Genomic DNA, 17752 nt, shown 5'->3' with positions numbered 1-17752 from the left:
GCGGGTCCGCGCCGCGTCAGTCTCTACGGGAAGAGGGGCTGACCGTCGTCGGACGGTTGTCCGCCTGCAGGTCGCGCGGTGACCCGATGAATTCCTCCAGGCCCCGCGACCGCTCCCACTGCTCCCTCGTGACCTCGTACCGGAAGCCGCCGAGCTCGGCGCCCTCGACCGCCATCATGTCCTCGGGCGTCTCCAGCGTCTGCGTGACCACCATCCCGACCTTCTCCATCACGTGCTGCGAGGCGCGGTTCAGCGCCATCGTCTCGCCCCACACCATGCGGACGTCGAGGTCGGTGAACGCCTTCGCGAGCAAGGCCGCGGACACCTCGGTGGCCAGGCCCCTGCCCCAGGCGGCCTGCCGCAGCCGGTATCCGAGCTCGGCCTCGTCCAGCGGCCCGTCGCGCTCGGGACGCAGGCAGAACCACCCGATGAACGCGCCGCCCGCCGTCTCGTACGCCGCGAAGAGGCCGAAGTCGCCGGCCCACCGGTCGTAGCCGGCGAGGATGCTCGGCATGCCGAGATCGCGGTACACCTCGAGCGCGGTCGGCTCGCCTCCGGACAGGTAGCGCATGACCGCGGGATCGCTGTCGAGCTCGGTCAGCAGGTCGGCGCCGTCGGCGCCGAAGCGGCGCAGCGTCACACGTTCGGTCTGCAGGTACGGGTCCACGGCGGCAAGGATGCCCGAACAGGACGGGGTGAGCACGGCAATTCTCGCGGTTGGCCCCGGAGCGCAAGAGGCGCCAGTGCGGAGCCCGAGTCGGTGTCGTCAACAACCGCGACCGACCGCTTGTCGGTGTCGGACGACGGTGGGAGGGTGCCCGCATGACGGAGGTCCTGCTGCTGCACCACGTCCTCGGGCTGACGGACGGGGTCCGCGCGCTCGCCGATCGCCTGCGCTCCGCAGGCCACACCGTCCACACGCCGGACCTGTGGGACGGGCGGGTGTTCGACAACCTCGCGGCCGGCATGGCGCACGAGGAGGAGACGCTCGGGTGGGACGAGATGGTCGCCAGGGCAACGGCCGCGGCCGAAGGGCTGCCCACCGACATCGTGTACGCGGGCATCTCGATGGGGGCCGTGTACTCGCACCTGCTCGTCGCGAGGCGACCGGGAGCACGCGGCGCCGTGTTCCTCGAGGCGTGCACCGGCCCGGACGACTTCGGTGGCTGGACGCCCGGCGTCCCGTTGCAGGTGCACGGCCACACAGGCGACGAGTTCTTCGGCCCCGAGGCGGTCGCCGACGCCGAGGCGAAGATCGCGATCGCGGGGTCCGGCGCCGTCTACGCCTACCCCGGCGACACACATCTGTTCGTCGACAGCTCCCTGCCCACCTACGACGAGGCGCAGACGGATCTCGTGGTGGAGCGGATGCTCGAGTTCCTGGCCGACCGCTAGGCGCGCCCGGCCGGTGCGCCGGACTCGCTGGCGGCAGTCCGGACGCTGGATACTTGCCATATTGGAAAGTTCGATCCATACTTTCCAACATGGAAAACATGGACCCCGCTGCGGCGGCCGCCGCCCTCGACGCGTCCGACCGGGCGCGGTCCGCCATCGCACGCTCGGTCCAGGTGCCACGCGGTCACGACGTGCTCATCGGCGCCGCGGTCGCGGTCCAGATCGCTACGGCGGTCATCGGGATCGCGAGTGCCGACGACGTCGGAGCGTCGGAGGGGTCCGTCCTCGGCTGGGTGGCCGCCGGTGTCGTCGTCTTCCTGGTCGCCGCGCTGGTCGAGGTCGTGCGGTTCCGTCGGCTGAACGGGGTGCGTCTCGACGGGTTCACGGGCCGGGTCGTCCTGGGCACCGACCTGTGGGCGTCGCTCTCGTACGGTGGCGCCGCGATCGTCGCCTACGTTGCCGCGGACAGCGGGCTCTGGTGGCTGGCCCTGCTGGTCTCGTCCGGGGGCGGCGCCGCCTACGCGTTGTGCGGCCGGCGCTGGATGCGCCGCTACCGGGAGGTTCCCGAGCGCGGGCTGCGGACCGAGTCGAGGGTGCTCCTCGGTCTCTACCTCGGCGTCGCGGTCGTCGCGCTGGGCCTGCTGGCCGCGAACTCCCGATGAGCGCAGCACTCGACCCGCTGATCAACCCGCCCGCGCGGCTGATGCTGCTGTCCATGCTGACCGCGGTGTCCGAGGCGGAATTCGCCACCGTGCGCGACCAGCTCGACGTCAGCGACTCGGTGCTGTCCAAGCACGTGTCCGCACTGGCCGCCGCCGACTACGTCGTGAGCCGAAAGGGAGTGCACCGCGGGCGCCGCACCACCTGGATCGCGCTCACTCCGACGGGCCGGACGGCGCTCGGCGTGCACGTTGCGGCCTTGCGCGCCGTGATCGACGGCATCCCGGCGGGCTGAGGCCCCGGCCCTCAGGCCCGTTCGACGCTGTCGGCCTGCGGTCCCCGATCGCTCTGGCGCACCTTGTAGCGGACCCGGTCGCCCTCCTCCAACGCGTCGGCGCCGCGGACGACCGACACGTGCACGAACAGGTCCGCGCCCCCGGCGTCCGGGGTGATGAACCCGAACCCGCGCTCCGCGTCGTACCGCGCGACGACTCCCTCGCCGCCGCGCACGGAGCCGGCGGACTCGCTCGGGGCGCCGTATCGACCGCGGCCMGACGGCGCGGGCGGCGCACCGCGACGTCCCGAACCGCCGACGAGCCGGACGTTGCGGGCCTGCGGTCCCTTGTCGCCCGCGGCGGCGTCGAACGTCACGCGATCCCCGTCGGACAGCTCGGTCAGCCCTCCGAGCAGCTCCCGGACGTGGACGAAGGCGTCCTCGCCTCCGGCGTCCGGGGTCACGAACCCGAAGCCCTTGTCCGCGTCGTACCAGGACACGGTGCCGTCGGCTCCGTCGGACGCCACGGCCCGTGCGGCCTGGGCCCCGAGCGGGAGCAGGTGGTCCGCCTGCGGCCCCTTCTCGCCGTCGACGACGAGGAACGCGACCCGCTGCCCGTCCGTGACCACGCCGCCGCCCACGATGGCCGAGCTGTGCACGAAGATCTCCGCGCCGCCGCCGTCGGGCGTGACGAAGCCGTACCCCTTGCCCGGCTCGTACCAGGAGACGGTGCCGAGCACGCCCAGGGGTGCATCGGGCGCGTGGTCGCCGATGACCCGGACGCGACGAGCCTGCGGGCCGCGGTCTCCCTCGCCCAGCTCGAACTCGACGACCTGCCCCTCTCGGAGAAGCCGCGGTCCGCCGTCGTCGAGGATCTCGGACGCGTGGACGAAAAGGTCCTCGGCCTCGTCCCCGAGGGAGAGGAAGCCGAAGCCTCGCTCGGCGTCGAACCAGCGGACAGTTCCCTGGGGCACGGGTCACTCCTTGTCGAGGCAGCAGGTTGCTGTCACCAGTCTCCCCCGACGAGGCCGCGGGCAGGTGCCCGACGTGGGTCCAGCTCGTCGGCAGATGCCTCAGAACATCGACGCGAGGGCATCCGTGATCGCTCGTGCGTCGCCGTCGAGGAGCGATCTCGCCCGTTCCGGCGGCTCCGACCTGAGGATCCAGCCGTCTCCGTCGAAGCGAGGGATGACGTGCAGGTGGAAGTGGAAGACCGTCTGAAACGCGGCTTCGCCGTCGCAGAGCAGGAGGTTGATCCCGTCGCAGCGCAGGGGTGATCGTCGCAATGCTCGCGCCATGTCGTGACCGACCGACCAGACGTGAGCGCTCGTGCCTCGATCGAGGTCGTCGAGGCCCGCGGCGTGGGTGCGTGGGACGACGAGAAGATGTCCGGGCGTGACGGGGTTCAGGTCCATGAAGGCGACGACGGTCTCGTCCTCGTACACCACACTGGCCTCGGCCCGTCGGGCCGCGATGGCGCAGAAGATGCACCCTTGTGCCACCGATGTCACGTCGTGCGTCATGCGTCAGCCGCCCAGCGCCGGTGGGTCAGCCTGCTGGCCCTCGCCGCCCTGCTGCAGATCGGGTCGCTCGACCGGGCCCTGCGGCGTCGGGAGCTCCGCGAACAGGTCACCGAGCTCGCCCGACGTCGGCACGCGGACCGCGTCGGCGGCCGTCCGCAGGGTCTCGGGGTCGACGCCGTCGCCCTCGAGCAGGATGTACGCCTCGCCGCGCTGGACGGAGCACCGCAGGACCGCCGCCGCGGCGTCCGGCAGCTCGGCACATCGGGCGACGCTCGGGTCGGTGTGCCGATCGGTCGTCAGCGCCACCGTGCGCCCCCCGTCCTTCGTGCCGTAGGTCGCCGACATGCCGTCGTCGCCCATGACGCCGACGGACTGCGGCCAGAGGTCAAACCCGTCGACCTCCGTGACGTAGACGAGCTCGGGCGCGATCCCGACGTACTCGGTCCGGGCGGCGATCTCGGTGGGCTCAGCGGGATCGGTCGCCGAGGCGGCTCGTCCGGCACACGCCCCGAGCGCGAGCGTGAGCATCACTGAGGCGACGGCGACGGCGACGGCGACGGGGCGGGCGTGGATCACTGAGGCAACTTATCGGGGAGTGAGTCCGTCGGCTTCGTCGAGGCACGTGCGGGCCGTCGCTGTACCGGCCACGTCGCTCGCGGTGGCTCAGGCGTACGCGACGACGACCTGGTCCCGGCCGGCGTCCTTGGCGGCGAGCAGGGCCAGGTCGGCCGCGTGCAGCGGATGGTCACCGGCGACCAGCGGCCCGACACCGACGGACACCGTCACCTCGAGGCCTGGGGCGAGCTCGCCCCAGGCACGCCGCCGCACGAACTCGTGGACGCGCCGCGCGACGGTCTGTGCGGCCAGTCCCCCGTCGCTCGGCAGGATCACGAACTCGTCGCCGCCGTACCGCGCGACGACGTCGCCGCTGCGCGACGCGGCCCGCAGGATCTCCGCGAGGGTCTGCAGGACGAGGTCCCCGACCGAGTGGGACCAGGTGTCGTTGATGGCCTTGAACTGGTCGATGTCGACGAACACCGCGTACGCGCCGTCCGCGGCCGAGGCGAACGCCTCCGGGAGGACCCGGCGGTTGGCGAGCTGGGTCAGCGGGTCCTGGCCGGCCGCCCGGCCGGCTCGAGAGGTCTCCGAGGCCAGGCGGCGCAGGTCGTGCCGGTCCCGCAGCGCGGAGTACCGAGCCTCTCGTTCGGCCCACGCGCGCCCGAGGGCCGCCTGCGCGGTCTGCCGCCACAGGTCCATCGCGGGCTGCGGGCCGTGCTCGGCGACGATGAGGTCGGCCAGCTCGGCTCGAGCGGCTCCCGCCCACACCTCGCGGCTCGGGCTCTGGGTCGCCTCGAGCACGGCGTGCAGCTGTTCGGCCGCTGCGCCGTACTCCCTCGCCTCGACGTGCGCTCGGGCCAGGACGAGCCCCAGCAGGTGGGTCTCGAGGAGCTCGGGGCGCGCCGAGAAGCCCTCAGCCGCGCCACGGGCCCGACTGAACGCCAGGTCCGGCTCGCCCAGGTGCAGCAGCGCGTACGCCTCGATGACGCCGGCGCGGGCCTCCATCGACGGCTGGGACGCCCTCTGCGCGAGCCGTCGCATGCGGCTTGCCCTGCTGGCGGTCCGCGCGAGGTGGGCGTCGGCCTCGTCCACCCGCCCCTGGGTGAGCAGTGCGGTCGCCCAGTAGGCGCTCAGCATCGCCATCTCCTGCGCGACCAGGAGCTGGAGCTCGGGCTCGTCCTGCCGGGTGATCGCGCTGAGTGCGGCCTCCGACTGCTCGACCAGGTGCGCCGACCGCATCGCCAGTGCCACCGCCATGCTCGCCGACAGATGGCCGTAGCTGTCGGCCGGGATGTCCTGGAGCAGCCAGTCCGCCTCTGCCGTCGCGGCGATCGCCACGCTGTGCTCGCCCAGGCTGTTGCTCGCCTCGGCCACCATGGCGAGCGCCTTGGCGCGCCATGTCGGCATGGCCGCCTCGCCCAGGCTCGTCAGGAGAGTCTGGGCAGCAGTCACGGCGGCCCGGTGCTCGCCGAGCTCCTGGAGGGCGATCGCCTCGATGTAGCGCAGGTAGAGCGACGTGAGCCAGTCGCCGGCGGCGTCCGTCACACACACCCACTGGCGGCACTGAGCCACGGCCCGCGTGGAGAAGCCGTCGAGGTAGCTCTGGTGCGCCACGTCGGAGAGCTCGTCCAGCGGGCCGAACTCCGACACCAGGACCAGCTCGCGGCTGGTGGCGCCCACTTCGGTCGGAGGCATGACCCTCCCGGCGAGACGATGGCTGACCGTGCGCCGGCGACGCACGAATGACTTATCGGCTCGAAGGCCCGAGCTGTTGAACGATCTCGCCCGCTCGCACGGGTGATCCACCCGCTACCCGGCGAGTTCCCGGACCGCCTCGGCGAACACCGCGAGGTGACGGTCGACGTCGGCCGCGGTCGTCGCCGGCGACATGAGCGCCATGTTGTGGAACGGCGTCAGCAGGATCCCCCTGTTGGCCAGGAAGAGGTGGAGGAAGGCGTCCAGGTCTGGGTCCGCAGCGGCGGCCGAGGCCCCGCCGTCGCGCGGCGCAGGTCGCGCGAAGCGGTACTCCGCCCGGGCGCCCAGCTGCACCACGGACCAGGGCAGGTCGTGGGCGTCGATGGTCTGCTGGATCCCGGCCGTGTAGCGGGTCGCGAGCTCCACCATGCCCTCGAACGCCTGCGCGGTGAGCACCTCCTGCAGCGTCGCCCGCATCGCCGCGAGCGACAGCGCGTTGCCCGCGAGCGTGCCGCCGACTCCCCCGACGTCCACGATGTCGGCGGTACCGCGAGCGACGCAGTCGTGGACGGCGTTCGCGACGTCGGTGCTCAGCCCGTACGCGCCGCTCGGGATGCCGCCGCCGATCGACTTCCCGATCACGACGATGTCGGGAGCGAGGCCGTCGCGCTTCGTCATGCCGCCCGGGCCGGCGGAGAACGTGTGGGTCTCGTCGATGATGAGCAGAGAGCCGTGCCGGGTGGCCAGGGCGCGCATCTCGTCGAGAAAGCCAGGATCCGGCAGGACGATGCCGATGTTGGTGAGGGCCGGTTCGGTGAGGATCGCCGCGACGTCCCCGTGGGCGAGCTCGCGGTCGAGGGCGTCGAGGTCGTTCCACTCCACGACCCGGGTGGTCGTCGTCGGATCCACCGCGGGGCCGACGTTGCCGGGACGGACCTGGGGAGTGCCGTCCGGCCCGACCACGACCAGCGACTCGTCGACCGTCCCGTGGTAGCAGTACGAGAACACGAGCACGCGCGGCCTCCCGGTCACCATGCGCGCCAGCCGGATCGCCCAGCGGTTCGCGTCGGTGGCGGTCAGCGTGAAGGACCACTGTGGGACCCCGAAGCGGTCGGCGAGCTCGGCCGCCACGGTCTCGGCGTCCTGCGTCGGCATCATCGTCGTGATGCCGCCCTGTTCGGCGATCCGTTGCTGCACCGCACGAACGGTGGGCTCCGGCGAGTGGCCCGCCATGGCGCCCGTGTCACCGAGGGCGAAGTCGACGTAGTCGAGACCGTCGACGTCCGTGATGTGCGCCCCGCCGGCCGTGCTGAACGCCAGGGGAAACCCACCTGCACCCATGTTCATCCAGGTCATGGGCACCCGGCCGAACAGGTGCTCGGCGCGATCGCGCAGCGCCGCTGACTCCGGGTGCAGAGCGCGATAGCTCTCGACCTCTCGCTCGAGCAGGGCGGCCAGGCGGGTGCGGTCGACGGTCGTCACGAGGGCACGCTATCGGTCGCGACCTGCCCGTATGCCTTCCCAGGCCACCCTCGTCGGCCGCGTTGGCCGCACCAGGGCCGGTGCGGGCTCAGGCGGGGCGATCACTCAGTCGGCCGGCCCGTCCCAGGTCCACTTCGGGATCGTCAGGCCCGCGGGCACGTCGTCGGCCGACGACTCGTAGCGGGCCATCGTCGTGGTCGTCGCCCACGCGAAGTAGTCACGCAAGGCGGCGGCCAGGCGCGGGTCGGAGGTGAGCCCGACGTCGTCGAGCGCGCCCTCGAAGCAGGCGATCGCGCAGCGGTCCATCTCCTCGTGGGGGCCGTTCCCGCTGTGCATCCGCACCACCGACGACTCGTCGCCGTACCGCTGGGAGTACTCGTCGGGACCGCCGAGCGCCTCGACCCAGTAGGCCGCCAGCCGTTCGGTGTGCTGCGGGTGGAAGCCGTGACTGAACGCGTGGCTCACCACCTCGTCGGCGAGGACACGCTCGTGCCAGGCCTCGGCGAGCCGGTAGAGCCCGTCGTGCCCGTCGGCGGCCTCGAACAGACTCGGCATAGGACCACTGTGGCACCGGCGACCGGCGACGACCAGGCACGTGTCACCACCACGCTCGGCACACCCGGTCTCGCTCCCGGGGCCGCTGCGTCGGCGCGCGAACGCAGCACGCACCGACAGTGCTGCCTTGTCGGGCCTTTCGGCCCTGTGCCGTCGTCTGGCGCCGCACGAGGATCGAAGACGTGAACGCACCTTGGTGGCGAGTCGAGATCGCGCAGACGGACGGCACGCTGAAGACGTCCGACGAACCCGACGAGGACCTGCTCCCGCCGTTCTTCGACTAGCGACGACCGCTCAGCCGCGGTCCTGCGAGTAGCGCGGTCCGGTGTCGCCGGCACCGATCCAGAAGCTCGAGTTGTCGTAGACCAGACGGACGCCGTGCGTCAGCTCGCACTCGCGCGCGAGGCGACCGACGGGGTAGCGGGTCCGGCACTCACCGCAGTGCAGCGTCGTGTCGTCCTGGGCCATGGCGCACCTCCTCCGAGGGTGGCGGCCAGCGGGGCGTCGGGCCGCTTGCACTTCATGGTGAGACCTGAGCACGCCCGATCGGGCGGAACGTGAGACAGGTCACCGTCGCGCGCGCGGTCCGGACGAGCACGTCGACGATCCCTTGAACCCCTCAACGCACGGTGGCCCGTCCTCCCCGGGTTCGGAGCGCGGAAGGGGTCAAGGGGTACCGACGGCCCCTGCCTCGACGGCTGCTGCGGGCCTAGCGTGGAGCGCATGACGATCCCCACCCTCACCCTGAACAACGGCGTGACCATGCCCGCCCTCGGCTACGGCGTCTTCCAGACCCAGCCCGACGAGACGATCGCGGCGGTGCGCTCGGCGCTGGGGGTCGGGTACCGGCACATCGACACGGCGGCGGCCTACGGCAACGAGCGCGAGGTCGGGCAGGCGCTGCGCGAGTCCGGGGTGCCGCGCGACGACGTCTTCGTCGAGACGAAGGTCTGGATCAGCGACTACGGGTACGACGCGACCCTGCACGCGTTCGACAAGTCCGCGGCCAAGCTCGGCATCGAGACGATCGACCTGCTGATCCTGCACCAGGCGCTGCCCAGCCGGTTCGACCTCACGATCGATGCCTACCGCGCGCTGGAGACGCTGCTCGCCGACGGCAGGGTCCGCGCGATCGGGGTGTCGAACTTCATGACGAACCACCTCGACGACCTGCTCGCCGCGACGACGGTCGTGCCCGCGATCAACCAGCTCGAGATCCACCCGTACTTCCGCCAGCCGGCGGTGCTGGCCGCCGACGCCTCTCACGGCACCGTGTCCCAGGCGTGGTCCCCGATCGGCGGCATCACGTTCTACCGCGACTCCGGGCACACCTCGACGCTCGAGGACCCGACGATCGGCGCGATCGCCACCGCGCACGGCAGGACGCCCGCGCAGGTCATGCTGCGCTGGCACCTGCAGCAGGGGCGCTCGGCGATCCCGAAGTCGGTCACCCCGTCGCGCATCGCGGAGAACTTCGACGTCACCGGATTCGACCTCACCGACGAGGAGCTCGCGACCATCGACGGCCTCGAGACCGGTCACCGCGGCGGTCCGGAGCCCGAGGCGATGACCCTCGAGGCCTTCGGCCGCCCGATCCCGGAGGCCTGATCAGCCCTCGAGCTCGCCCGCGAACCGGCGCACCCGCTCGGCCATCGCCGCCGGAACCTCCGCGACGGTGAAGTGGCCGCCCTCGGGCAGTCGCTCGAACACGCGCAGGTCGCGGTAGAACCGCCGCGCGACCGACTCGGGGTTGTCGTGCTCGTGCCGCTGCACGAAGACCGCCGCCGGCACCTCGACGGCTGGGACCTCGGCGTCCTGCCCGTCGAAGTACGACCGGAACGAGGTGCCGATGGTCTGCGTGACCCAGTAGAGCGTGGCCTCGGTGAGGATGCGGTCGCGGGAGATGCGCCGCTCCACCGCCGAAGGGTCGCCGGGCGGGGTGTCGCTCCACTCGACGAGCTTCTCGGCGATCCACGCGAGCAGTCCGGCGGGTGAGTCGTTCAGCGCCGCGGCGAGGACGTCCGGCCGGGTGCCCTGGACGTGTGCGTAGCCGGCCTGCTGGTGCCAGCCGTCGGCCATGCGGTCGTAGAAGGCGCGCTCGGTCGGGTCGGTCGTCGCCTCCCGCTCGTCCTGCGCCAGGAAGTGCGCGTGCGTGACGACGATCCCCGCGACCGCCTCGGGGTGCGTCGCCGCGATCAGGTCGCTGACGTTGGCGGTCACGTCCTCGCCGTAGGTGAGGTAGCGCGAGTAGCCGAGCACGTCGGTCATCAGCGCGTGCGCGAGCCCGGCGATCCGCTGCTCGGTGATCGGCCCGTCGAGCGGCGGCGAGAAGGCGAACCCCGGCAGGCTCACCACGACCACGTCGAAGTCCGGCAGCAGGTCGGCGAAGTCGAGCTGCAGGGCGAACGTGTGCGGCCAGCCGTGCATGACCAGGAGCGCCGGGGCGTCGGGGACGGCCGACCGCCGGTGGGCGAAGTGCAGCGTCGCCCCGTCGACCTCGGCGAGGAACTGCGGATGCTCGTTCAGCCACGCCTCGCGCGCACGCCAGGCGAACGACGACCACGTCGCGACGAGCTCGCTCAGGTACGCCGCGGTCATGCCGGAGGCCGGACGACGGGGCGAGTCGTCGAGCAGGCGCGTCCGCGCCAGCCGCTCGCGCAGGTCGTCGAGAACCGGCTGCGGCACGTCGATGGTGAACGGTCGGACTGTCATGGGCCGACGGTACGAGCACCCTCCGACATCCCGCTGGACACCACCCCTGCGCCTGGCACGGGTGCGCGGAGCGGCTCAGCCCTGCGCGAGCCTCGCGACGTCCTCCCACTGCTCCCACGTGGCGATCCGCGACGCGTAGTCCGCCTTGGCGGTGCCGAGCGGCGAGGCGCCGAAGAACACGCGCAGCGGCGGCTGCTCGGCGTCCACCACCCGCAGGATGGCCGCGGCCGACGAGGTCGGGTCGCCCGGGGTGCCGATGCGCCTGGCCCGCGCCTCCTGCATCTGCGCCCGGTAGTCGTCGTACTCGGCGAGCGGGGTCGCGTGCCGGGCCGACGAGCCGCCCCAGTCCGTCGAGAAGCCTGCCGGCTCGACGAGCGTCACGTGGATGCCGAAGCCCGCGACCTCCTGGGCGAGCGCCTGGCTGAACCCCTCGAGCGCCCACTTCGACGCGTGGTACGCGCCGATGTTCGGGAACGCGGAGATCCCGCCGATCGACGAGACCTGGATGATGTGCCCGGCGCCCTGCGCCCGCAGGAACGGCAGCGCGGCCTGGGTCACCCAGAAGGCACCGAACAGGTTGGTCTCCATCTGGTCGCGCAGCTCGGCCTCGCTCAGCTCCTCGATGAAGCCGAACTGCCCGTAGCCGGCGTTGTTCACGACGACGTCGAGCCGGCCGAAGTGCTCGTGCGCCCGCTGCACGGCGGCGAAGTCGGCGGCACGGTCGGTGACGTCCAGCGTGAGGGGCAGGACCGCGTCGCCGTACGTCGCGACGAGGTCGTCGAGGGTCGAGGCGTCGCGGGCCGTCGCCGCGACCCGGTCACCGCGTTCGAGGGCCGCGACCGCCCACTCCCGGCCGAAGCCGCGCGACGTGCCGGTGAGGAACCAGGTCTTCTGCGTCATGCCTCGACGCTAGGACTTCGAGTGCACTCGAACGCAAGTCGGACCGTCGAATCGACCTGGACAAGGCAGAAGGTTCCGACGACGATCGGCCGATGCCGCCGGAGAGCTGGATCGAGCACCGCCGCCCGAGCGACCGCGAGATCGTCGGGTGGATCAGCCCGGAGGGTGACGGGTTCGTCGCCCACGACGCCCTGGGACGCGCGGTGACCGGGACGGTCGACTGGCTGGACGCCGAAGAGGCGCTCGAGGAGCGCGGCCTGCGCTGGATCGCCGACCTGTGGCAGCTCGACCTGAGCGACGGCACCCGCGAGCGCGTCCGGATCGTCGAGGTGACGCCCGAGCGCGTCGTCGTCAAGGTGGACGACTTCGGGGCCGTCGACGTGGTGACGGCCAGCTACGTCCTGCCCTTCCCGGCGCCGGACACGCTGCGCCCGTTCGAGGGCGACGCGAACACGATCGACGGCGGTCTGGCCGGGAGCTAGACCAGCTTCGGGTACGCCACCAGGAACGACGACGCGACGACGAAGAGCACGAGCGCCAGCCCGAGCAGCACGTCACCGCCGCGCGTGGACTTCATCCGGCCGGAGATGGCGGCGAAGAACAGGACCGCGGCGAACGCCACCGTGAGCACCGTGTAGTTGTCGCCGCGCTGGTTGTTGGTCAGCGCCTGCTGGTACTTCGCGTCGGCACGCGCGTCGGACGCCTTGGCCAGGTCGAGCTCGGGGATCTTGTACTCGGGCAGGTCGAAGGGCGTCGCCGCGGCGTCCGGGTTCTGCAGGGGCTTGGACTCGATCCACACCGGGAACGCGGTCGCGAGCGGCTCCGGGAACCGTGCCGACAGGAACTCCGCGAGCGCCGTGTCGTTCGCCGCGTAGGCCGCGGCCCACTGGGAGAACAGCGTCGCCTGGACGCTGATCTTGCGGTTCGCGACGCCCTCGTAGCGTGTGGCCTCGATCCGCGCCGTCGACGCCTGGCTGAACGAGATCGACATCGCCCCGCCCCACTTGCTCGACTGGAAGCCGACCCACGCCGTCAGGATCGTCGTCACGGAGAGCAGCACGACCACGACGACCTCGCGCCAGTCCACGCCAGTGCTCGCCGGCGCCTCGTCCTCCATGTGCCGATCATGACGCCGCGCCGGGGGATCACGCGTCCCGACGCGCGCACGCTCACGCGTCGGCAGGCGCCGGACCCGTGGATCCGCGGACCACGAGCTCGGTCGCCTCGCCGACATCCGCCTCTACCGGTAGAGGGTGCGTGCTCGCCCGGCGGTCACTTCTGGCGCGAGGCCTTGGCCGCCGGGCGGACCTCTGCCCAGAGCTGCTCGTAGCACCGCGCGGCGCGGCTCGCCGGGGCGAACGCGGTCACGGGGGCGCGCTGCTCGGCCATCTGCTCGATGATCGAGAGCGCGGGGATCTCGGTGCTCGCGACGCGCGTGCCGTCGCGCGGGATCGACTCGATGACGTCGCGGTGCAGCCGCTTGCGGCGGTCGACCATCGAGAAGAACGCGACGAGCTCGGGTCTCGGCTTGTCCGAGTCGGCGACGAACGTGCTCAGCTGGTCGAAGGTGCGCAGCGAGAGCGTCGCGGGGATGAGCGGCACGAGCAGGGTGTCGGCGGCGTTCAGGATGTTCTCGGACATCAGCGAGATGCTCGGCGGGCAGTCGAGGAACACCATGTCGTAGACGTCGGGCACGGTGCCGATCAGCTGGCGGAGCCGCCGCGTGCGCTTCTTGGCGTCGTCGAGCTCGAGGTCCATGTTGCGGTAGCTGAAGTCGGCCGGCAGGAGGTCCAGGTCGCCGAAGTCGGTCGACCTGATCGCGTCCTCGATCGGGCGCTTGCCGGTCACCAGGGCGTGGCCGCCGCCCTTGACCCGCGGCTTGACGCGGAACATGTACGTCGCCGCGGCCTGCGGGTCGAGGTCCCACAGCAGAGTTCGGCGGCCCTCGCGCGCGGACAGGTGCGCGAGGTTCACGGCGGTCGACGTCTTCCCGACCCCGCCCTTGATGTTGTACGACGCGAAGACCTTCATCGGGTGCCTCCCTGACGGTTCGAATGTCGAAGGTCCGACGTACGCACGGTCTCACGCCCGTCGTCCCCGCGGGGCCGTACCCGACGAGCTCGCGTGCTTTCATCGAGCCATGAGCCGGCTCCCGAGGACCAGGGCATGACGAGCACGTTCGTGATGAGGACGCTGAGCGGGGTGCACCGCGCGATCCTGACGGTGAGTCGCGGCCGGCTCGGAGGCACCCTGCTCGGGCATCCGTCGCTCGAGCTCGTCACGGTCGGACGCCGCTCGGGGCGGGCGCGTACGTCGATGCTGACGTCGCCGGTCCAGCTCGGGCAGAGCCTGGTGATCGTCGCGTCGCGGGGCGGCGACGACCTCGACCCCGCGTGGTTCCTCAACCTGCGCGACCACCCGCAGGTGCGGGTCGCGGTCGCCGGCGGCCCGGCCGGTCCCATGCAGGCCCGGGTGGCGACGCCGGACGAGCGCGACCGCCTCTGGCCGCGCGTCGTCGCCGAGATGCCGCGCTACGCGCAGTACCAGGAGCGGACGTCGCGGGTCATCCCGGTCGTCCTGCTGGAGCCGACGGACGGCCCTGCCGCCCAGGTCTGAGCGGGTCAGCGCAACGGCAACCGCACGATGACCTCGCCGTTGCCGTCCTGTTCCCCGGTCGGTACGAAGCCGAGCCGCGCGTAGAACCCGGCCGGGCCGCCGACGCCCTCGACGTAGCTCGTCAGCAGCTCGGTCGCCCCCTCGGCCCGGACGAGGTCGGCGACGCGAGCGACGATCTGCGCGCCATAGCCCTGGCCCTGCTCGGCCTCGTCGACGAGCAGCTTCCACAGGAACCACGGGCCGACGATGTTCGGAGGCTCCGGCACGACGTCCCAGCTGAGCATCACGAAGCCCACGGGCCGCCCGGACACGTACACGGCCCGGTACCAGGGCCGCGCCTGTGGGTAGGCGGCGGCGTCGGACAACGCGCCGCGGACGGTCCCGACGAACTGCTCCTGGGCTGCGGACACCCGCAACGCGCACACCTCCGCCTCGTTGGCGGCTGTGATCTCGACGAGCTCGACGGGCACGGCCCGAGCCTAGGTCGCCGGGGCGACGAGGACCGCGGCGTGCACTGCCGCCAGCGCGCCGAGCTCGTCGGCGACCATGGTGACGGCCGCGATCCTGCCGTCGACGACCGTGAGCACGTCGATCACCCGGAGCGACAGCCTCTCGCCAGTGGGGGCGAGCACGCCGGCCGAGGTGGTCAGCGGTCCGACGTGCCGGCCCTCGAGGCGGAAGGCCACGGCGACCTTCGAGCCGGCGTCGCACACGTCCAGGATGTCGCGGCTCACGTCCGCGAACGCCTGCTGCAGGGTGCGCGCGCTGCGCACCAGGTCCTCGGCGCTCAGGAGCGTGCCGTTCACGCGGACCGGGTTGGCGTAGAGCCCGCGGAACGCCTCGGCGGCGTCGGAGCCGGTCGGGAGCGGCCTCGTCCACAGCTCCAGCAGAGCCGGGATGTCGACGCTCACGACGTCCCCCGAGAACGTGCCCTGGCGCGGGCCTTCGACCGGGAGCGTGCGACGCGCGCCTGGCGCAGCGCGTCACGGTCGGCGGCGAGCCGACCGAGGTGCACCTCGTGCACGCCGCGGGTGGAGCCGAGACGGTCCGACCACAGGCGGTCGTCGTGGGAGGGATGGAACTGCCGAGCAGACATGGCACGACCTCGTCAACGGTGGGGAACGCACCGCGTCCCGGTGCTGAGCCCAGGCAACCCGGTCACGCCTGCAGGACGGTTGCGAGGAGCTTGCAGCCGGGAGGGCTGAAGCGGGCTGCAGGTTTTCTGCAGGTCGGTCCCGTGACGATCCGGGCAACCGATCGAAGGACGAACCGATGACCACGCTGCTCCCGACGAGCGCCCCGACCCGTGGCTCCACCCTGCTCGAACCCGGTCCGTCCCGGACCTGGCTGCCGCCCGCGGCACTCGCCCTGGTCGCGGTGATCTGGGGCGTGACCTTCACGGTCGCCGACGACGCCGCCGCGGCGCTGCCCGCCGCAGACCTCGTGGCCTGGCGGTTCGGGCTGGGCGCCCTGGTGCTCGCCCTCGCCACCCGGTCGGCACCGCCCCTGCCGTCCGCGCTGCGCCGACGCGGGTTGGCCCTGGGCGCCCTGCTGGGATCGGGGTTCCTGCTGCAGACCTGGGCGTTGACCTACACCGACGCCCTCACGTCGGGCTTCCTCACCAGCCTGCTCGTCGTCATCGCCCCGCTCGCCGCGTGGCTGGTCTTCCGCGAGCGGCTCGGACGCGCCACCTGGGCCGGCGTCGCGCTGGCGACCGCCGGCGTCGCGGTGCTGAGCCTGCGAGGCGCCGGCCTAGGGCCGGGGGAGCTGCTGACGATGGCGTCCGCCGCGGCCTGGGGCGCCCATGTGGTCCTGCTCTCGCGCTGGTCGGTGCCTGGTCATGCGCTGCGGCTCGCACGGGTCCAGACGGTCGCGGTCGCGGGCCTCGCCCTGGTGGTCGTGGCGCTCCGCTCCGCGGCCACGGGCACCCCGCCGATGCCCGCCCTGCCGCCCGACGCGGAGGCGTGGGCCTGCGTCGGCTTCCTCGCGGTCGTCGCGACCGCACTGGCGATGGCTCTGCTGAGCTGGTCGCAGTCCCGGGTGAGCGGTACCCGCGCGGCTGTCATCCTCACGCTGGAGCCCGCCGCGGCTGGACTGACGGCCGTCCTGACGGGAGCAGCGCTGTCAGCCCGGACGGTGGTCGGCGCGGTGCTGCTGCTCGGCGCGATGTACGTGGTCGAGCTGGGTAGCCGGCGGGGCGACCGATGAGGCCGCCGACGAGCCTCGTCGAACGCCTCGGCGGCGTCGACGCCGTCCACCTCGCGGTCGACGACCTCTACCGCCGCGTCCTCGCGGACCCGGCACTGCAGCCGTACTTCGCGCACGTCGACATGGCCGCGCAGCGCCGGCACATGACCGAGTTCCTGCTCGCGGTGCTCGCCCCGCGGACGCGCCCGGCCGACGAGGCCCGGCTCACGAGCGCGCACGCGCCCCTGCACCTCACCGACGACGTGTTCGACCGCACCGCCGGGCACCTGCTCGACACCCTCGCGGCACGGGCGGTCGAACCCCGGCTGATCGACGACGTGATCGTCGAGATCGCGGCTCTGAGGTCGCAGGTCGTCGCCGTGCGCTGACGGCGTTCAGGTTCCTGCAGGCCGTCTGCAAGCGACTCCACCCAGAGTCGTCCACATCGAGCGGACCACCACGGCCGCCACCACTCAAAGGAGTTCTCATGACCACCACCCTCAGCCCGGAGCTCGTCGCCCCGGAGCAGGTCGACAAGGGCAAGCGCCTCGTGCGCCTGGCCGTCGTCAGCGCCGGCGCGGCCGTCGCCGCGATCGCCCTGGCAGGCCTTCTCGACCCCGGCTACAGCGCCCGGAGCGAGGCGATCAGCGCACTCGCGTCGGAGGAGTCGAAGTCCGCAGCCATCATGATCTTCGGGTTCGTCGCGATGGCCGTCACCCTCCTCGCGTCGGGCAGCTACCTGTTCACCCGGCTCAAGGGCAAGGCGGGCAAGGCAGGCTCCGCCCTGGTCGTCGTGGCCGGCGTGCTCACGCTCGTAGCGGGCTTCGCCCGGCAGGACTGCTCGAACCTGCAGCAGGCGTGCCTGGCGCAGGAGGAGGCCGGCCTGGTCTCGAGCCACCACGTCGTCCACAACCTGGTGTCCCTGGTCCTGTTCCTGGTCCTCATCGTCGGCACGTTCCTGCTGGCCTCCGGTGTGCGGCGTTCGGGCCAGCCCGGTCTCGGACGCCGTACCCGGTTCGCTGCGACCGCCTCGCTCGTGCTCCTGCTCTGGTTCGTCTCCGGCGCCTTCGGCTCCAACGGCGGCCTGGTCGAGTGCGCGTTCATCGCCGTGGTGTTCGGCACTCCGGTGCTCCTCGCCACACGGATCCTCGGACGCGCCCAGCCGGTCGGCTGATCGTGCGGGAGGTTGCCCGGG

The 17752-nt window shown here is 72.2% G+C and carries 23 protein-coding genes; 9 read left to right on the top strand and 14 right to left on the bottom strand.

The annotated features are described in order from the left end of the window. Window positions 1-16 precede the first annotated feature (16 nt). The gene (locus AC1DZC_RS11250) at window positions 17-667 is read right to left on the bottom strand and encodes a GNAT family N-acetyltransferase (RefSeq protein ID WP_477043307.1); all 651 of its coding nucleotides are present in this window, start codon (window positions 665-667) and stop codon (window positions 17-19) included. A 155-nt stretch (window positions 668-822) separates the two neighbouring features. Between AC1DZC_RS11250 and AC1DZC_RS11245 the strand changes: the two genes are divergently transcribed. The 3 genes from AC1DZC_RS11245 to AC1DZC_RS11235 all read left to right on the top strand — a co-directional run bounded on the left by AC1DZC_RS11245 (window position 823) and on the right by AC1DZC_RS11235 (window position 2350). Beyond that, window positions 823-1395 carry a dienelactone hydrolase family protein gene (locus tag AC1DZC_RS11245; protein WP_477043306.1) on the top strand — a complete coding sequence of 191 codons (573 nt, stop codon included), beginning with the start codon at window positions 823-825 and terminating at the stop codon, window positions 1393-1395. 89 nt (window positions 1396-1484) lie between these two features. Next, window positions 1485-2057, top strand: coding sequence for a hypothetical protein (locus AC1DZC_RS11240; protein WP_477043305.1), 573 nt, complete (start codon window positions 1485-1487; stop codon window positions 2055-2057). Then, on the top strand, window positions 2054-2350 hold the full coding sequence (locus AC1DZC_RS11235; protein ID WP_477037362.1) for a transcriptional regulator: 297 nt from the start codon (window positions 2054-2056) through the stop codon (window positions 2348-2350). Before AC1DZC_RS11240 ends, AC1DZC_RS11235 begins: the two co-directional genes overlap by 4 nt. Before the next feature lie 11 nt (window positions 2351-2361). Here AC1DZC_RS11235 and AC1DZC_RS11230 read toward each other — a convergent pair whose 3' ends face one another. From AC1DZC_RS11230 to AC1DZC_RS11200, 7 genes are all read right to left on the bottom strand, one after another. Continuing rightward, window positions 2362-3303 carry a cold-shock protein gene (locus tag AC1DZC_RS11230; protein WP_477043304.1) on the bottom strand — a complete coding sequence of 314 codons (942 nt, stop codon included), beginning with the start codon at window positions 3301-3303 and terminating at the stop codon, window positions 2362-2364. 99 nt (window positions 3304-3402) lie between these two features. Then, window positions 3403-3831, bottom strand: a complete 429-nt coding sequence (locus AC1DZC_RS11225; protein ID WP_477043303.1) for an HIT family protein — start codon at window positions 3829-3831, stop codon at window positions 3403-3405. Between the two features lie 24 nt (window positions 3832-3855). After that, window positions 3856-4428, bottom strand: coding sequence for a hypothetical protein (locus AC1DZC_RS11220; protein ID WP_477037365.1), 573 nt, complete (start codon window positions 4426-4428; stop codon window positions 3856-3858). 87 nt (window positions 4429-4515) lie between these two features. After that, the gene (locus AC1DZC_RS11215; protein ID WP_477043302.1) at window positions 4516-6105 is read right to left on the bottom strand and encodes a GGDEF domain-containing protein; all 1590 of its coding nucleotides are present in this window, start codon (window positions 6103-6105) and stop codon (window positions 4516-4518) included. A 114-nt stretch (window positions 6106-6219) separates the two neighbouring features. Further along, on the bottom strand, window positions 6220-7587 hold the full coding sequence (locus AC1DZC_RS11210) for a transaminase (RefSeq protein ID WP_477043301.1): 1368 nt from the start codon (window positions 7585-7587) through the stop codon (window positions 6220-6222). Window positions 7588-7692: 105 nt separating this feature from the next. Further along, the gene (locus tag AC1DZC_RS11205; protein WP_477043300.1) at window positions 7693-8142 is read right to left on the bottom strand and encodes a group II truncated hemoglobin; all 450 of its coding nucleotides are present in this window, start codon (window positions 8140-8142) and stop codon (window positions 7693-7695) included. Window positions 8143-8436: 294 nt separating this feature from the next. Beyond that, window positions 8437-8610 (bottom strand): hypothetical protein, encoded by a 174-nt coding sequence (locus AC1DZC_RS11200; protein WP_477037369.1) that lies wholly within the window; start codon window positions 8608-8610, stop codon window positions 8437-8439. A gap of 255 nt (window positions 8611-8865) precedes the next feature. Here AC1DZC_RS11200 and AC1DZC_RS11195 point away from each other — a divergent pair, with 255 nt between their 5' ends. Next, entirely contained in the window at window positions 8866-9750 is an 885-nt protein-coding gene (locus tag AC1DZC_RS11195; protein WP_477043299.1) for an aldo/keto reductase, read from the top strand. Here the strand turns inward: AC1DZC_RS11195 and AC1DZC_RS11190 are convergent, their stop codons facing one another. Continuing rightward, a complete protein-coding gene (locus AC1DZC_RS11190; RefSeq protein WP_477043298.1) occupies window positions 9751-10854 on the bottom strand; it encodes an epoxide hydrolase family protein in 1104 nt (367 codons plus the stop codon). Window positions 10855-10929: 75 nt separating this feature from the next. Then, window positions 10930-11754 carry an SDR family oxidoreductase gene (locus AC1DZC_RS11185; protein WP_477043297.1) on the bottom strand — a complete coding sequence of 275 codons (825 nt, stop codon included), beginning with the start codon at window positions 11752-11754 and terminating at the stop codon, window positions 10930-10932. Window positions 11755-11846: 92 nt separating this feature from the next. On the opposite strand from AC1DZC_RS11185, the gene AC1DZC_RS11180 reads away from it, so the two are divergent. Beyond that, on the top strand, window positions 11847-12236 hold the full coding sequence (locus tag AC1DZC_RS11180; RefSeq protein ID WP_477043296.1) for a hypothetical protein: 390 nt from the start codon (window positions 11847-11849) through the stop codon (window positions 12234-12236). On the opposite strand, the gene AC1DZC_RS11175 is transcribed toward AC1DZC_RS11180, so the two are convergent. Then, a complete protein-coding gene (locus AC1DZC_RS11175) occupies window positions 12233-12871 on the bottom strand; it encodes a hypothetical protein (protein ID WP_477037374.1) in 639 nt (212 codons plus the stop codon). The two genes, AC1DZC_RS11180 and AC1DZC_RS11175, sit on opposite strands and share 4 nt — an antisense overlap. Window positions 12872-13026: 155 nt before the next feature. Next, complete coding sequence (locus AC1DZC_RS11170) at window positions 13027-13785, bottom strand: ParA family protein (protein ID WP_477037375.1); 759 nt, start codon at window positions 13783-13785, stop codon at window positions 13027-13029. A gap of 135 nt (window positions 13786-13920) precedes the next feature. Here AC1DZC_RS11170 and AC1DZC_RS11165 point away from each other — a divergent pair, with 135 nt between their 5' ends. Beyond that, the gene (locus AC1DZC_RS11165; protein ID WP_477043295.1) at window positions 13921-14370 is read left to right on the top strand and encodes a nitroreductase/quinone reductase family protein; all 450 of its coding nucleotides are present in this window, start codon (window positions 13921-13923) and stop codon (window positions 14368-14370) included. A gap of 5 nt (window positions 14371-14375) precedes the next feature. Here the strand turns inward: AC1DZC_RS11165 and AC1DZC_RS11160 are convergent, their stop codons facing one another. After that, a complete protein-coding gene (locus AC1DZC_RS11160; RefSeq protein WP_477043294.1) occupies window positions 14376-14840 on the bottom strand; it encodes a GNAT family N-acetyltransferase in 465 nt (154 codons plus the stop codon). Between the two features lie 9 nt (window positions 14841-14849). Next, window positions 14850-15281 (bottom strand): ester cyclase, encoded by a 432-nt coding sequence (locus AC1DZC_RS11155; protein WP_477043293.1) that lies wholly within the window; start codon window positions 15279-15281, stop codon window positions 14850-14852. Between the two features lie 361 nt (window positions 15282-15642). Between AC1DZC_RS11155 and AC1DZC_RS11150 the strand changes: the two genes are divergently transcribed. The 3 genes from AC1DZC_RS11150 to AC1DZC_RS11140 all read left to right on the top strand — a co-directional run bounded on the left by AC1DZC_RS11150 (window position 15643) and on the right by AC1DZC_RS11140 (window position 17731). Next, window positions 15643-16578 carry a DMT family transporter gene (locus AC1DZC_RS11150; RefSeq protein WP_477043292.1) on the top strand — a complete coding sequence of 312 codons (936 nt, stop codon included), beginning with the start codon at window positions 15643-15645 and terminating at the stop codon, window positions 16576-16578. After that, window positions 16575-16946: a group I truncated hemoglobin gene (locus AC1DZC_RS11145; protein WP_477037380.1), complete on the top strand. Its 372-nt coding sequence runs from the start codon at window positions 16575-16577 to the stop codon at window positions 16944-16946. The genes AC1DZC_RS11150 and AC1DZC_RS11145 overlap by 4 nt, the downstream gene beginning before the upstream one ends. 98 nt (window positions 16947-17044) lie before the next feature. Continuing rightward, window positions 17045-17731 carry a DUF998 domain-containing protein gene (locus AC1DZC_RS11140; protein WP_477037381.1) on the top strand — a complete coding sequence of 229 codons (687 nt, stop codon included), beginning with the start codon at window positions 17045-17047 and terminating at the stop codon, window positions 17729-17731. Window positions 17732-17752 lie beyond the last annotated feature (21 nt).

Source organism: Cellulomonas sp. P2_B4, assembly GCF_056404795.1.
This window is presented reverse-complemented; position numbering and strand designations above follow the sequence as displayed.

Excerpts from the sequence above, each read along its gene's own strand:
- AC1DZC_RS11245 (WP_477043306.1), top strand. The coding sequence starts at position 823 with ATGACGGAGGTCCTGCTGCTGCACCACGTCCTCGGGCTGACGGACGGG.
- AC1DZC_RS11240 (WP_477043305.1), top strand. The coding sequence starts at position 1,485 with ATGGAAAACATGGACCCCGCTGCGGCGGCCGCCGCCCTCGACGCGTCC.
- AC1DZC_RS11235 (WP_477037362.1), top strand. The coding sequence starts at position 2,054 with ATGAGCGCAGCACTCGACCCGCTGATCAACCCGCCCGCGCGGCTGATG.
- AC1DZC_RS11215 (WP_477043302.1), bottom strand. The coding sequence starts at position 6,105 with ATGCCTCCGACCGAAGTGGGCGCCACCAGCCGCGAGCTGGTCCTGGTG.
- AC1DZC_RS11205 (WP_477043300.1), bottom strand. The coding sequence starts at position 8,142 with ATGCCGAGTCTGTTCGAGGCCGCCGACGGGCACGACGGGCTCTACCGG.
- AC1DZC_RS11200 (WP_477037369.1), bottom strand. The coding sequence starts at position 8,610 with ATGGCCCAGGACGACACGACGCTGCACTGCGGTGAGTGCCGGACCCGC.
- AC1DZC_RS11195 (WP_477043299.1), top strand. The coding sequence starts at position 8,866 with ATGACGATCCCCACCCTCACCCTGAACAACGGCGTGACCATGCCCGCC.
- AC1DZC_RS11190 (WP_477043298.1), bottom strand. The coding sequence starts at position 10,854 with ATGACAGTCCGACCGTTCACCATCGACGTGCCGCAGCCGGTTCTCGAC.
- AC1DZC_RS11185 (WP_477043297.1), bottom strand. The coding sequence starts at position 11,754 with ATGACGCAGAAGACCTGGTTCCTCACCGGCACGTCGCGCGGCTTCGGC.
- AC1DZC_RS11180 (WP_477043296.1), top strand. The coding sequence starts at position 11,847 with ATGCCGCCGGAGAGCTGGATCGAGCACCGCCGCCCGAGCGACCGCGAG.
- AC1DZC_RS11175 (WP_477037374.1), bottom strand. The coding sequence starts at position 12,871 with ATGGAGGACGAGGCGCCGGCGAGCACTGGCGTGGACTGGCGCGAGGTC.
- AC1DZC_RS11170 (WP_477037375.1), bottom strand. The coding sequence starts at position 13,785 with ATGAAGGTCTTCGCGTCGTACAACATCAAGGGCGGGGTCGGGAAGACG.
- AC1DZC_RS11165 (WP_477043295.1), top strand. The coding sequence starts at position 13,921 with ATGACGAGCACGTTCGTGATGAGGACGCTGAGCGGGGTGCACCGCGCG.
- AC1DZC_RS11150 (WP_477043292.1), top strand. The coding sequence starts at position 15,643 with ATGACCACGCTGCTCCCGACGAGCGCCCCGACCCGTGGCTCCACCCTG.
- AC1DZC_RS11145 (WP_477037380.1), top strand. The coding sequence starts at position 16,575 with ATGAGGCCGCCGACGAGCCTCGTCGAACGCCTCGGCGGCGTCGACGCC.
- AC1DZC_RS11140 (WP_477037381.1), top strand. The coding sequence starts at position 17,045 with ATGACCACCACCCTCAGCCCGGAGCTCGTCGCCCCGGAGCAGGTCGAC.